This window comes from Xanthomonas sp. NCPPB 4037, assembly GCF_041475695.2.
In the GTDB taxonomy this organism is placed as follows: domain Bacteria; phylum Pseudomonadota; class Gammaproteobacteria; order Xanthomonadales; family Xanthomonadaceae; genus Xanthomonas; species Xanthomonas campestris.
Map to the genome: position 1 here is coordinate 4,401,042 of NZ_CM191261.1, position 13,087 is coordinate 4,414,128.

At 65.1% G+C, this 13,087-nt stretch carries 13 protein-coding genes; 10 read left to right on the forward strand and 3 right to left on the reverse strand.

Going from position 1 to position 13,087, the window contains the following annotated elements:
* The first annotated feature begins 7 nt into the window (after nt 1-7).
* The 10 genes from ACCQ01_RS19300 to ACCQ01_RS19345 all read left to right on the forward strand — a co-directional run bounded on the left by ACCQ01_RS19300 (nt 8) and on the right by ACCQ01_RS19345 (nt 10,005).
* The gene (locus ACCQ01_RS19300) at nt 8-1,021 is read left to right on the forward strand and encodes a glycosyltransferase family 2 protein (RefSeq protein ID WP_228431414.1); all 1,014 of its coding nucleotides are present in this window, start codon (nt 8-10) and stop codon (nt 1,019-1,021) included.
* Nucleotides 1,022-1,023: 2 nt separating this feature from the next.
* The gene (locus ACCQ01_RS19305; RefSeq protein WP_228431415.1) at nt 1,024-1,767 is read left to right on the forward strand and encodes a hypothetical protein; all 744 of its coding nucleotides are present in this window, start codon (nt 1,024-1,026) and stop codon (nt 1,765-1,767) included.
* Entirely contained in the window at nt 1,764-2,912 is a 1,149-nt protein-coding gene (locus ACCQ01_RS19310; RefSeq protein ID WP_228431416.1) for a glycosyltransferase family protein, read from the forward strand. The genes ACCQ01_RS19305 and ACCQ01_RS19310 overlap by 4 nt, the downstream gene beginning before the upstream one ends.
* Complete coding sequence (locus tag ACCQ01_RS19315; protein WP_228431417.1) at nt 2,909-3,835, forward strand: fatty acid desaturase family protein; 927 nt, start codon at nt 2,909-2,911, stop codon at nt 3,833-3,835. Before ACCQ01_RS19310 ends, ACCQ01_RS19315 begins: the two co-directional genes overlap by 4 nt.
* A 108-nt stretch (nt 3,836-3,943) precedes the next feature.
* Nucleotides 3,944-4,924, forward strand: coding sequence for an alpha/beta hydrolase (locus ACCQ01_RS19320; protein ID WP_228431418.1), 981 nt, complete (start codon nt 3,944-3,946; stop codon nt 4,922-4,924).
* Between the two features lie 65 nt (nt 4,925-4,989).
* The gene (locus tag ACCQ01_RS19325; RefSeq protein ID WP_372358821.1) at nt 4,990-6,267 is read left to right on the forward strand and encodes a M1 family metallopeptidase; all 1,278 of its coding nucleotides are present in this window, start codon (nt 4,990-4,992) and stop codon (nt 6,265-6,267) included.
* Nucleotides 6,268-6,745: 478 nt separating this feature from the next.
* Complete coding sequence (locus tag ACCQ01_RS19330; RefSeq protein WP_372358822.1) at nt 6,746-7,489, forward strand: M1 family aminopeptidase; 744 nt, start codon at nt 6,746-6,748, stop codon at nt 7,487-7,489.
* A gap of 336 nt (nt 7,490-7,825) precedes the next feature.
* Complete coding sequence (locus tag ACCQ01_RS19335) at nt 7,826-8,311, forward strand: MarR family winged helix-turn-helix transcriptional regulator (RefSeq protein WP_043921970.1); 486 nt, start codon at nt 7,826-7,828, stop codon at nt 8,309-8,311.
* Between the two features lie 78 nt (nt 8,312-8,389).
* On the forward strand, nt 8,390-9,265 hold the full coding sequence (locus ACCQ01_RS19340; RefSeq protein ID WP_228433909.1) for a CPBP family intramembrane glutamic endopeptidase: 876 nt from the start codon (nt 8,390-8,392) through the stop codon (nt 9,263-9,265).
* Between the two features lie 278 nt (nt 9,266-9,543).
* Nucleotides 9,544-10,005, forward strand: coding sequence for a DUF4126 family protein (locus ACCQ01_RS19345; protein WP_019237241.1), 462 nt, complete (start codon nt 9,544-9,546; stop codon nt 10,003-10,005).
* A gap of 165 nt (nt 10,006-10,170) precedes the next feature.
* Here the strand turns inward: ACCQ01_RS19345 and ACCQ01_RS19350 are convergent, their stop codons facing one another.
* From ACCQ01_RS19350 to ACCQ01_RS19360, 3 genes are all read right to left on the reverse strand, one after another.
* Complete coding sequence (locus ACCQ01_RS19350; protein WP_012437278.1) at nt 10,171-10,563, reverse strand: VOC family protein; 393 nt, start codon at nt 10,561-10,563, stop codon at nt 10,171-10,173.
* Between the two features lie 93 nt (nt 10,564-10,656).
* A complete protein-coding gene (locus ACCQ01_RS19355) occupies nt 10,657-11,628 on the reverse strand; it encodes a glutathione S-transferase family protein (protein WP_228433911.1) in 972 nt (323 codons plus the stop codon).
* A gap of 153 nt (nt 11,629-11,781) precedes the next feature.
* Complete coding sequence (locus ACCQ01_RS19360; RefSeq protein ID WP_228433912.1) at nt 11,782-12,954, reverse strand: hypothetical protein; 1,173 nt, start codon at nt 12,952-12,954, stop codon at nt 11,782-11,784.
* Nucleotides 12,955-13,087 lie beyond the last annotated feature (133 nt).

Genomic DNA, 13,087 nt, shown 5'->3' on the forward strand with positions numbered 1-13,087 from the left:
CCGTACGATGTCCACGCCGATTGCACCGCGCTGCGCCCTGGTCCTGGAGACCAACAACCTGCGCGGTGGCGACGCAGCACACAACGCTGTGCTGGAGAGCCTGCAGCGCGCAGTGGCCGCACTGGCCGCGCAAACGGTTCCGCTCACGGCGCTGGCGCAGCTGATCGTGACCCACGACGGCCTGAGCGAAACCGCCTGCGCCGCGCTCAGCGGCATCGCCGGGCGGCCGGTGACCTTTGTCCGCATTGCGCCCACCACCGGCTATTACGATGCGAAGAACAGTGGCTTTGCCGCCACCGATCCGGCGCTGTGCGACTACGTGATCTTTGCCGATGCCGACTGCCTGCCGGCGGCGGACTGGTTGGCCGAACTGTTACTGCCCTTCAGCACACAGCCGCAGCTGGCAGCAGTTGCCGGGCGCACCAGCTACGCGGCCACGCTGGTGGGCACCGCACTGACCACGCTGGATTTCATGTATTTCCCCAGCCCTTTGCAGCCGCAGGCCACGCGCAACTTCTATGCGAACAACGTGGTGTTCCGGCGCGAGATCTTCGCCGCGCATGCCTACCAGCCATTGGATGGCGTCTACCGCGCGCACTGCCAGGTGCTGGGGCTGCATCTGCAGGCCTGCGGCATCGCGGTGCACTACGCACCCCGTGCGCACACGGTGCACAAGCTGCCCGACACCCGTGGCGAAGCACTGCAGCTGCGCTGGTGGCGCGGTCAGGACACGCTGGGCCTGACCCCGCACCTGGTCAAGGCGTATCTACCGGCATCGCTGCACTGGCTAGCGCGCAGCGGGCCGGTCGGGCCGCTGTGCGTGCTGGCATCGCGTCTGTGGTTCAGCGCGCTCGCCTTGAACACACAGGACCTGCCGCCCGTACGCGGGCTGCGCCGGGGCGCCGCGCTGGCACTGATCGCCGCGTTCTCCGCGGTGGACATGCTCGGCAGCCTGGCCGCCGGCCTGGGCTGGCGCCGCCGCCGCGCCGATGCGCAGGCGCTGTCTTACCACCACTCCTAGCAGTGAGCAGCACGCTGCCAGCTGACCCCGGCACCGGTGGCAGCGTGCCGCTCCTGGCGCTGCAGCCACCGCCCCTGCGTGGCTGGGCGCGCACCCAGGCGTGGCTGGTCGATCGGATCAAGGCGGCCGCATTACGTCAGCTGCATGCCAGCGTCGCCGGCGAGTGCTTGCTGATGCGGATGTATCTGGTGGGCGAAGAGGCCACCGAGCTGGCCTTGCAGCGCGAGGTGCCGGTGCAGCGGCCTGCGTGGCTGGTGCCGCTGATGGACCAGCATCTGCAGGAAGAGCAGTGGCATGCAGAGGCGTTCGCCGCCGCGCTGGCCGCACGCGGTGCCGCACGGCCCTCCGCGCAGCCCGATGCCCTGAGCCGGCGCAAGATTGCGCAGTGGCATCGGCTGGCAACACATCATGCGGGTGAATTCCGGCAGGGCCTGCTGGTGCCTGCGTTTGCAATCGGGCTGTGCGCCGAGCAGATGGCGTCGCGCGTCTTGCAGCGGCACTGCGGCGTGTTGCCTGACGGCCACGCGCTGCAGCCGCTGCTCACGCGCGTGCTCAGCGATGAGCAACGCCACGTGCAACAGTGCCAGAGGATCCTGCAGCGGCTGGTGCCTGCAGGTGAGCAGGCAGCGCTGCAGGCACTGCTGGCGAAGGTGCGGCGGATCGACCGTGCATTCGGCGTCAGTGGTGCGCTCGGCATGTATGCCGCCGGTGCGGTGCTGCGTGTACGGGCTTACCTGTGGCGGTGAAGCGCCCGCGCCTGCTGTACCTGGCCACCGCCGACGCACGCGGCCACCTGATGCGCGCACAGCTGCTGACGCATGCGTTGCAGGCGCAGGGCGCCGCGGTCGAGATCATCACGACCTCGGCAGCCGGCGCACAGTTTCTCCACACCTTTGGCATCCAGGCAAGCGTGTTGTCGCCGCATTACGCCGTGCAGTTCGATGCGCGCCAGAACATGCGCGCGGCCGCCACCGATGCCAACGTCGCCGCCTATTTGCTGCATCCGGCGCGGCTGCTGCGCGATGTCCTGCAACTGCAGCGGCGCCTGCGCGAGGTCGACCTGGTCCTCAACGATTCCTTTCATCCGGCGCTGCTGGTGATGGGCATGCTGCCGGTCTGGCGGCACAAGATCGTGCACATCTATGGCGGCAGCTTGCGCGCCGCCCTGCAGGGCAATTTCGAAGGCCGGCTGCCGCGCGTGCTGGCTGCGCTGTTCTCACGCGCCATCGGCTGGCAGATCGACCGTGCCGCCGCGCAACTGGAGCACGACTTCGCGCAAGCACAACCGCACGCCAGCGGACGACGCGTGCGGCTGCCAACGCCGGTAGCGATTGCATCCCCATCTGCCAGCCCCACGGCGCCAATGGCCGCGGTCTATCTCAACCCGCACTTCCGCGACCCCGCGCTCGCGCAGGCACTGGAGCTAGGACTGGTACGCGCCGGATTGGGCAGCCTGTGTATCGGCGAGGGCTATGCGCAGCGCCCCGGCTGGCAGGCCGACCACCCACAGTGGATCGACCACGCCGCAACCAGCACGCTGCTGATCTCGGCGCCCGGCATGGCCGCGCTATCGATTGCGCAGGTGTACCGGCGGCCCATCCTGCTGATCGTCACCGGGCAGCCGGAGCAACAACGCAATGCCGCGCATGCCGCAACCTGCGGCCTGGCGCATCAAATCGTTGCGTGGACGGGCGATGCAGACGCCTTCGCGCACGCCATCCACCGCGCCTGCGACGCGTTGCGCACAACCCCGCCCGCCGCCGGGCACGACGCGTCCACGCTGGACGCGCCACAGCGCCTGCAGCTGTGGGTCAGCCTGATCCTGGCCTTGGCACGCGGCGCACCTGCACAGGCATGGGTGGAACTCACAGCCACCGGACAGCACGCATGAGCGCTACGGTGCCGATCGCGCTTGCCCGCCTGCAGCCCTGGCGCAGCGGCATGGCACTGGCCGCCGACTGGGCCGTGATCGCGCTGTGCTTTGGCGCCGCCATGCTGTATCCGCATCCGGCGGTGTATGCGTTGGCGCTCGTGGTGATTGCCCGCACCCAGCTTGCGCTCGCGGTGATGATGCACGAGGGCGCCCACCGCCTGCTGGCGCATCACCAGTCACGTAATGACCTGGTGGCGCAGGCACTGGCCGCCGGCCCGCTGTTCCTGTCGCTGTTCGCCTACCGGCAAGGGCATTTGCAGCATCACCGCGCACCGATGTCGCCGGATGATCCGGTGGCCATCATGTTCGGCATTGCCGACTACCCTGTCTCGCGCCGTGAGCTGGCGCTGCGATTGCTCCGCGATGTGACCGGCATCGGCTACGTACTCGCCATCCATGGTGCGCTACGCAGGCGCGGTACACAACCAGCCAGTGCGCACACCCGTACCGTGCCGCAGCGTGCGGGGTTGGTTGCCGGCACGATCCTGCTCAGCAACGGGCTGCTGTTCGGGGTTCTCGCCGCCCTTGGTCACCCTCTGCTGTATCTGGGCCTGTGGCTGCTGCCGGCGTTGACGCTGCTGCAACTGTTCGCCCGCATCCGCGCCATCACCGAGCATGCCGGCTACGCCGCGTGCGAGGACCAGCGCCACAGCGCGCGCACCATCGTCGCACGCAGCTGGCAAACCTTTTTTTGCGGCCCGCATGGCATCCACTACCACATCGAACACCACCAGCATGTGCGCGTGCCGTTCTACCAACTGCCGGCCTTGCATCGCTGGATGCACGCGCAAGACCAGCTGCCCACCGCGAATCTCTACCATGGCTACGGCGCCGTACTCAGGGACGTGAGCCGGGGCGCGCCTGATGACGATCAGCGTTGACGCTGCAGCCTCCTCAACGCCATGCGCTGGCGATCCGCTCATGATCTGAACGCATGCAATCATCACCCCCTGTCCGCACGACGGACCATACGCAACTTCAGGCTGGGAATGTCTTTGAATCGAATCGGATTGATCGGGTTGGTCGTGCTGTTGCTGAGTGCGTGCGACAACACCGCCAAGGCGCCGCCCGCCGCAGCAGCACCTGCAGTCACCAGTCAGGCCATTGCAACGCCGCCACAGGCCACGCCGCTGGGCGGGCAACGTGGTGGTGGCAAGCCCTATGAATTGGTCGACAGCGAGGTCTGGGACGTGCCCGACCCGGCAACAGGTCGCACGTACCAGGTCTTCGTCGCCCTGCCACGTGGCTATGCAGACAATCCGCAACGCCGTTACCCGGTGCTGTACGCCACCGATGGCGACTATGCGTTTCCCCTGGTCAAGCAGATCGCGCGGCGCTTGAATGGCGAAGGCCCGGCGATCGAGGACTTCATCCTGGTCGGCCTGTCCTACGCCGTCGGCGACGAGCCCATGCCCAGCCGGCGGCGCGATTACACGCCCACACCGGAAGACGGCCCAGGCGCGGCGCCGGTTGCGACCCATGGCAAGAGCGCCGACTACATCCGCTACCTGCGCGATCGCGTGCTGCCGTTCGTTGCCAGCCGCTACCGAACCGACGAGCAGCGGCGTCTGTATCTCGGGCATTCGTACGGCGGTCTGCTAGGCACGCAGATCCTGTTGAGCACACCGGACATGTTTGCCGGCTACATCCTGGGCAGCCCATCGTATTGGTATGGCGAGCACGCGATGGTGGCGCAGGAAAAAACCTTTGCCGCCTCGCATACAGACCTGCCAGCGCTCGTCTATCTATACGTTGGCGAGTACGAGCAAGTGCGCTACCACCAGAATCACGACATGGTCGTCGACACACAGAACATGGCGCAGGCATTGCGCGCGCGGCACTATCCGTCGTTGCATCTCACGCTGGACGTTCTCAATGACGAGGACCACCTGACCATCGGGCCACGCGGCACCACCCACGGCTTGAAGGTCTTGCTCGGGATCAAGACGGCTGATCGGAGCGAGCGGTGACACATCGAGGACTCACTGGATACACGGTCCTGCTTGCACTGTTGGCACTTGTATCGTCCTCGGTGATGGCCGCAGCGCCGACACTGCCAGGCGCGGGGTTCGAGGTCGAGGGCTATCAGCTGCAACTGCGCCCGGACCTCAGCACCACCGCGCTTTCCGGCGTGCAGCGCATTCGCCTACGCAGCACCTCCGACTACCTCACCCAGCTGACGTTCTCGCCTAATGCACTGCAGGTCCTCTCGGCCGAACTGAATGGTCAGCCGATCGCAGTGACCAGCACCACCGATGGCATCACGTTTGCGTTGCCAAGCGCGCTTGCCAAAGGCGCCCGCGCGTCGCTCACCTTCAAGATCGTCGGCGTGCCGGCCCAGGGTGTTGTTCGCGCGGCCAGTGGCTTCTACACCAGCTACTTCGCGTGCGACTGGATGGTCTGCCTGCAGGACAGCCCCGGCCAAAAAGCGTCTTTCGCTTTGGATCTGTTCGTGCCTGCCGGCATCGATACGTTGAGCATCGGCGCAGGCTTGCCCCAGAAGGTGCTTCCCAACGGCCTGGTGCTGCACCGCTGGCGCGCTACCAGGCCGTATTCGGCCTATCTGTTCGGATTTGCGGTTGGCAGCTTCTCGCAGCAGTCATCCAAAACCACGGCCGGGACGCTCGTCTATCTCGATGGCACAGGTCGAGGTGCGGACCTGGCAGACGCATTCCAGCAGACACCCTCCATTGCGGCATTTCTTGCGCAGGCGGCAGGCGTATCGCTCCCGGATGGTCGTTACACCCAGCTGCTTGTGCCCGGACAGGAGGCGCAGGAGGCGGCCACCTTCTCGCTCATTGGCGTGCAAGCACTGCAAGACGAGCAGGAAGACCCCGCTTCGTCATGGATCATCGCGCATGAAATGGCGCATCAGTGGTGGGGAAACCTTGTCACCTGCGCATCGTGGCAAGACTTCTGGTTGAACGAGGGCATCACCACGTTCATGGTCGCCGCCTGGAAGCAACACGCCTTCGGCGAGGCGGCCTACCAGCAGGAGTTGAATGAAGCACGCCGCCGGCTTGCCATCGCCCGTGACGCCGGCTTCGACAAACCGCTGGCCTGGTCAGGTGAGTACCCCTCGTTACGTGTCCGCCGCGCCGTGCAGTACAGCAAAGGCGCGCTGTTCATGGCGCACTTGCGGCAGACGCTGGGTGAGCAGGCGTTTTGGGCGGGTATGCGCCGTTACACCCGCAAGAACGTGGGCAGAACCGTCGTCAGCCACGATCTTCAGGGAGCAATGGAGCACGCCAGCGGGCGCGATCTTTCAGCACTGTTCGCGCAGTGGGTGTATGGCGACGAAGCGACCAACTGACGACGGCCAGCCAAAGCCATCAAGACCACATGCTCCGCAGCTTGGCCGTGCGCGGAACAGCGTAGCGCTGCTGTGTAAGAGTGCGTCTTGATCGTTGCACCCCTGAGCCACGTGGTGCGGTGCCGCCAGCGTGTGATGCGCGCGACGCGCCAGCTCTTTCCGCAGCCGGCAGTCCAGAACCGATCAGCGCATCCATCGATACGCCCCCATTGGTTTCGCGCGATCCCGCAATGTCATGCAGCGGCAGCGCCGAAGCCTTACCCGACCCGCCGCTAGCGCTGGCAGATGCCAATACTTCTGGCACAGGCGCAATTACAACAGCGCTTATACATTTCGGTCATGACCCCACCTGCACCTACCCTTGGCACCCTGGTCCGGCAACTCATCGAGCGACTCGATGGTGATCTGGAAGGTGTCTACGCGGCTGCGGGGCTAACCTGGCGGCCACGCTACACCCCCGTGTTACGCGCCCTGCTGCGTGTTTGCGGTTGGCAGCTTCTCGCAGCAGTCATCCAAAACCACGGCCGGGACGCTCGTCTATCTCGATGGCACAGGTCGAGGTGCGGACCTGGCAGACGCATTCCAGCAGACACCCTCCATTGCGGCATTTCTTGCGCAGGCGGCAGGCGTATCGCTCCCGGATGGTCGTTACACCCAGCTGCTTGTGCCCGGACAGGAGGCGCAGGAGGCGGCCACCTTCTCGCTCATTGGCGTGCAAGCACTGCAAGACGAGCAGGAAGACCCCGCTTCGTCATGGATCATCGCGCATGAAATGGCGCATCAGTGGTGGGGAAACCTTGTCACCTGCGCATCGTGGCAAGACTTCTGGTTGAACGAGGGCATCACCACGTTCATGGTCGCCGCCTGGAAGCAACACGCCTTCGGCGAGGCGGCCTACCAGCAGGAGTTGAATGAAGCACGCCGCCGGCTTGCCATCGCCCGTGACGCCGGCTTCGACAAACCGCTGGCCTGGTCAGGTGAGTACCCCTCGTTACGTGTCCGCCGCGCCGTGCAGTACAGCAAAGGCGCGCTGTTCATGGCGCACTTGCGGCAGACGCTGGGTGAGCAGGCGTTTTGGGCGGGTATGCGCCGTTACACCCGCAAGAACGTGGGCAGAACCGTCGTCAGCCACGATCTTCAGGGAGCAATGGAGCACGCCAGCGGGCGCGATCTTTCAGCACTGTTCGTGCAGTGGGTGTATGGCGACGAAGCGACCAACTGACGACGGCCAGCCAAAGCCATCAAGACCACATGCTCCGCAGCATGGCCGTGCGCGGAACAGCGTAGCGCTGCTGCGTAAGAGTGCGTCTTGATCGTTGCATCGTTGCTGAGCCACGTGGTGCGGCGGCGCCAGCGTGTGATGCGCGCGACGCGCCAGCTCTCTCCGCAGCCGGCAGTCCAAAACCGATCAGCGCATCCATCGATACGCCCACATCGGTTCGCGCGATCCCGCAATGTCATGCAGCGGCAGCGCCGAAGCCTTACCCGCCGCTAGCGCTGGCAGATGCCAATACTTCTGGCACAGGCGCAATTACAACAGCGCTTATACATTTCGCTCATGACCCCACCTGCACCTACCCTTGGCACCCTGGTCCGGCAACTCATCGAGCGACTCGATGGTGATCTGGAAGGTGTCTACGCGGCTGCGGGGCTAACCTGGCGGCCACGCTACACCCCCGTGTTGCGCGCCCTGCTGCGTGTGGGCCCGGTTCCCATCAAGGTGCTCGCGCAGGAGATCGGCATCAGCCATTCGGCCGCCAGCCAGACGGTGGCGCAGATGACCACGCACCGTCTCGTTGCCTTGAAACCAGGCACGGACGCGCGCGAACGCATCGTCGTGCTGACGCCCAAGGCGAAAAAGATGATTCCCGCGCTGGAGCGGCAATGGGCCGCGACCAATGCCGCCGCTGCGCAGCTCGATGCAGAGTTGTCCGTCCCACTGTCCCGCATTCTCAGCGAGGCCATCGACGCGCTGAACCAGCGTGCGTTTTCCACCCGGATTGCAGACGCATCCAACGCGTCATCCCGCTCCACCACCCGCTAGCAACCACACCACATGGAGTCGTACATGCACGCATCAACGCAATCGGTTGCCGGACAGTCCTTGGCCACGACCAGACAGATGAGCCGCCCGATCGAACTGGGTGAGCGCAAGTTCCTGCATCCCGGACGCCTGCGCTGGCTCCGCGCCATCGCCTGGGCGGTGCTGTTGCTGGTCGTGGTTGCCACGCTGGCGCCCATGAGCGGCCGGTTCGTCAGCGGCCTGCTGCCCAAGGACTCCGGCCCGCTACAGCTGCTGGCCAGCCTGGTGGGCATCGCGGTAGGCCTGGGCGTGTACGTGCTTGCGGTGCGCCTGGCCGAAGGGCGACGCGCCAGCGAGCTCGCGGTGCGGCCGATGGTGCCGCACGTGCTCCTCGGCCTGCTGATCGGCGCGGCGATGTTCGCCTCGGTCATGGGCATCATGGCGGTGTTCGGGCTGTACGACATCCAGTCCCTTGGCATGGCGCCGGCATGGACTGCGGTGCGCAAGGCATTGCAGGCGGGCGTGATCGAAGAGCTGATGTTTCGCGCGATTTTCCTGCGCCTGGTCTGGCGTGCGTTCGGGCCGTGGATCGCCTTCGCCGCGTCCGCCGCGCTGTTCGGTTTCGGCCATATCGCCAATCCGCACGCCACGGCATTCGCGGCGATCTGCATCGCGCTGGAAGCCGGCATTTTGCTGGGCGCGTTCTATGCCCTGACCGGCCGCGTGTGGATGTCGATCGGTGTGCATATCGCCTGGAACTTCACCCAGGGCTATCTGTTTGGCGCAGCCGTCTCCGGCACCGACATGGGCCCGGCCATCGCGCGTAGCACGGCCCGCCCGGGATTTCCCGAATGGCTCACCGGCGGTGCGTTTGGCCCGGAAGCGTCGTTGCCTGGCGTGCTGATCTGCCTGGCGGTCGGCCTTGCCGTGCTGGCAATGGCGTGGCGCGCAGGCCGGTTTGCGAAGCAGCCCTGATGCGCATCCGCCACGCTGCAGCGCCCACAAGGTGATGCAGCGTGGTGGCACCTGCCACGCACCACAGCGGCGCGGTGCCTGCAGGGCGTCACCATGTTGCGGCAGAGATCAGCGGCCAGGCGGACACAGCGTTGTCCTCATCACCTACGTCGCATCGCCCTGGCACTGCCTTGCCATCTCGCACACATCTGACCTCCTAGGCTCTGAGCACCAATAACCTGATGCGCGCCTGCGGGCTCCATGGCGGAGCACGTCGATGCGTACCTGCAGAGGTGCACATGGCTCTGATTCATTCGATTTTGATGGGCGCCGTCGCTGGCATGCGCTCGATGACCCCGCTTGCCGCGGTCGCCAATGCGGCACGCACCGGCACCCTGCCACGCGACAATGGCGCTCCGCGGCTACTCGCCAACCCACTGGCGTCTGCCGGCATGCTGGCGCTGGCAGGCGGCGAGTTGGCGGGCGACAAGATGAAAACCGCGCCAGACCGCATCGTGCTGGCCGGCATGATGGCCCGCGTCGCCACCGGTGCCATTGCCGGCGCCGCGTTGGCGCCGCGCCATCAGCGCGGCATTGCGGCCCTGCTGGGTGCCGGCACCGCGGTCGCGGCGGCCTATCTCACCTTCAATGCGCGGATGCGCGCGATCGAACGCTACGGGCAGACCAGCACCGGTGCGGTTGAGGATGCTATCTCCGTGGGTGCGGCCACGTTGATCGTGCGTAGCGCTGCCGAAGAGTGAGCGGCCGATAGGCCACGTCGGCAGGCAGCATTTAACGAGGGACTGCGCGGGGTCGTTGCCGAGCGCGCGGTCGATCCGAATGCGTTTGCCCGTCTTGCCTACGTAACGCCCGTCTCAAGGGCCGCGCCGCATCAGCGCGTCGCGCGGCCCGCAGTACACGAAGGCTTACGGCCGATGGATGGCGCAGAGTTTGTTGCCATCCGGGTCGCGCACATACGCCAGCCAGGTCGGCCCCATGGTGCTGTCACGCAGACCAGGCGGCTCCTCGATACTGGTGGCACCTGCCGCAACCGCCGCATCATGAAATGCCCGTACCTGCTCGGGCGAGTCGCAGACGAACCCAACCGTGGTGCCGTTGCCCGGGCTGGCCGGCGCGTCGTCGATGGGCTCGCTGACGCAGAAGCTGCTGCCCGCATGCCGATAGAACAGCCGCGTATGCCCGGAGTTGGCCTGGTTGACGAACGCCGCCGGCGCGCCGAACACGCTCCCCAGCAGCGTGTCGTAGAAGGTCTTCGAGCGGGCGATGTCGTTGGACCCGACCATGACGTGACTCAGCATGCAGCACTCCGGTGTATTCGCAGGGCGCGCAGCATAGGGCAACCCGCGCGCAACGGTAAACCGCCCACCCACTGCGAGCGACCATGGCCGCCATCATCCCCGGCCGTGCGGCGCATCCAGGTCCAGCACCGGCCCCATCGGCACGATCCCGGTGGGATTGATCATGGCGTGGCTCTGGTAGTAATGGCCCTTGATGTGCTGGAAATTCACCGTCTCTGCGATGCCCGGCATCTGGTAGAGCTCGCGCAAAAATCCCGACAAGTGCGGGTAGTCGGCAATGCGCCGCAAATTGCATTTGAAATGCCCGACGTACACCGCATCGAAGCGGATCAGCGTGGTGAACAGACGCCAGTCTGCTTCGGTGAGGTAATCACCGCACAGATAGCGCTGCGTGCTCAGGCGCGTGTCCAGCCAATCCAGTGTGTCGAACAACGGCACCACGGCTTCTTCGTACGCCGCCTGCGTGGTCGCAAAGCCCGCCTTGTACACCCCGTTGTTGACGGTGTCGTAGACGCGTTCGTTGATGGTGTCGATCTGCGCACGCAGCGCTTCCGGATAGTAGTCGCCCTCTGCCGCGCCCACCGCATCGAACGCACTGTTGAACATGCGGATGATGTCGGCTGACTCGTTGCTCACCAACGTATTGCGCTCGCGATCCCACAGCACCGGCACCGTCACGCGCCCGGAATACTGCGGATCGGCCTTGAGATAGACCTCATACAAATACTCGGCATGGTGGATGGGATCGCCCACCACACCGGGGCCATGTTCGAAGGTCCAGCCCTGCGTGCCCATCAGCCAATGCACCACCGACACATCGATCAGCGATGCCAGGCCCTTCAGCTGCCGGAAGATCAATGCGCGATGCGCCCACGGGCAGGCCAGCGACACGTACAGGTGGTACCGCCCAGGCGCAGCCTGAAAGCCGCCTTCGCCATGCGGCCCAGCACGCCCATCGGCTGTCACCCAATGCCGAAACTGCGACTGCGAACGCTCGAATCGCCCATCGCTCTTGTCGGTTTCATACCAACGGTCTTGCCACTTGCCGTCGACCAGCAGGCCCATGGTGTCTCCCGGAAATAGGTCAGCACTTACCGTAGCGCACGCCATTCCAAAGACATGTGATCGGCGAACACAACGGCGGCGCAACTGAACACCGCAGCACACGGAGCGGTCGCATTGTTCCAACCGCGCCTTGCGATCCGCTGCATGACGTTGCTAATGCATCGGTATAACGCGGTCGCCTCCGCCCACCGAGCTCCAGCCCGCCACGTCGTTCCAGTACCAGAAGCTGGCCGCTTCGTCGCAGTGCTTGCGCTTGGCAACGCATACCAGCCCGCGTGCATCGCTGCTCCAGAGCAAGCGGGGATAACGGCGCGAAACAATCAAGGCACTTGCTGCGCCATTGACGATCAACTCCACCCACGGGTCTGCAAGCGGCGCCACTGGATCGGCCAACGCCATCAAGCGCTGCGGTAGGTAGGGCACCACGGTCAGTACCAGTCCGCCGACCGGTGCGGGAGGAAATTCGCCCGTTTCTAATTGACGCACCTGTTCCAAATAGTACGCTGGCACCATGAGATCACCGATGTTCACCATCGGAACTGCACAGGCATGTGCGATCACGTCGTCGATCAATACGCAAAGCATGGTTCCGTCCTTGTGCACGCGACTACCCCAGCCGTGGATCTCGGTCGCGGTGACGGCATGAAGCGCGACAAAACTTTCGCGCTGCGTGAAACGGCACAGGATGCGTGCCTGCCGGTCATAGATCAGCAGCCCCCAGAAACCGGTGGTTGGCATCGGTGAAACGCAGTAGCGGCCATCTGGAGAAAACATCAGCGCCGTACCCGCTCCAAACAGCACGCTGCCATCGGGAAACAGATAATCGTATTGCAGCGGAGCACTATTGCGCACTTCGTGGCAACCGATCATGCGTATCTGCCCACCCTCCGGCGTCAGCGGTGCCGGATCGTCAACGACGCGTCCGGATGGCCGCCCGGGCCCTGCGATGCGCGTAAACGTTGGGCCCTTGCTTGGGCGTTCGATTGAAAGCCCAGCAAGCTTCTCCCATGCCTTTCCCAGCACCACAAGAACCGCGAAAACGGCCACCCCCGCCAGCAGCGCGACGGTGCGCGATGGAGCAACCTGAGCGACGGCATAACTGACGCCAATGCAGGCCCCCAATCTGTAGAGTGGCATCCACTCGACACGACCAAAAACGCGCTCTTCGGCCCACTCAAACAGCAGCGTCCCGCCGAGGTACAGCCATGCCAGCGGTGGCGACAGCAAAAGCGGTAGAGCCAATGGCGCCAACACCAGAACCGCATCAAGCAGCAGGCGCCCTAATGCACCTGCGAATGACTGATCCTTGTCGACTGCGGACTGCATGAGCAGCATTTCCGGTAGCAAAACTGACTATGAGGGTAACCCACCTCTGACTGGCCCCGTTGTTAGTCTTGACTCGCACAGGATCCACGCGAAGAGCATTGTCCTTTCAGCGCTGTTGCAGGTGCACGGCAGC

What these genes read in the sequence shown, in the direction of transcription:
- ACCQ01_RS19360 (WP_228433912.1), bottom strand. Translation starts at nt 12,954, where the DNA reads ATGCAGTCCGCAGTCGACAAGGATCAGTCATTCGCAGGTGCATTAGGG.
- ACCQ01_RS19320 (WP_228431418.1), top strand. Translation starts at nt 3,944, where the DNA reads ATGTCTTTGAATCGAATCGGATTGATCGGGTTGGTCGTGCTGTTGCTG.
- ACCQ01_RS19300 (WP_228431414.1), top strand. Translation starts at nt 8, where the DNA reads ATGTCCACGCCGATTGCACCGCGCTGCGCCCTGGTCCTGGAGACCAAC.
- ACCQ01_RS19355 (WP_228433911.1), bottom strand. Translation starts at nt 11,628, where the DNA reads ATGGGCCTGCTGGTCGACGGCAAGTGGCAAGACCGTTGGTATGAAACC.
- ACCQ01_RS19350 (WP_012437278.1), bottom strand. Translation starts at nt 10,563, where the DNA reads ATGCTGAGTCACGTCATGGTCGGGTCCAACGACATCGCCCGCTCGAAG.
- ACCQ01_RS19340 (WP_228433909.1), top strand. Translation starts at nt 8,390, where the DNA reads ATGAGCCGCCCGATCGAACTGGGTGAGCGCAAGTTCCTGCATCCCGGA.
- ACCQ01_RS19345 (WP_019237241.1), top strand. Translation starts at nt 9,544, where the DNA reads ATGGCTCTGATTCATTCGATTTTGATGGGCGCCGTCGCTGGCATGCGC.
- ACCQ01_RS19325 (WP_372358821.1), top strand. Translation starts at nt 4,990, where the DNA reads ATGGCCGCAGCGCCGACACTGCCAGGCGCGGGGTTCGAGGTCGAGGGC.
- ACCQ01_RS19335 (WP_043921970.1), top strand. Translation starts at nt 7,826, where the DNA reads ATGACCCCACCTGCACCTACCCTTGGCACCCTGGTCCGGCAACTCATC.
- ACCQ01_RS19315 (WP_228431417.1), top strand. Translation starts at nt 2,909, where the DNA reads ATGAGCGCTACGGTGCCGATCGCGCTTGCCCGCCTGCAGCCCTGGCGC.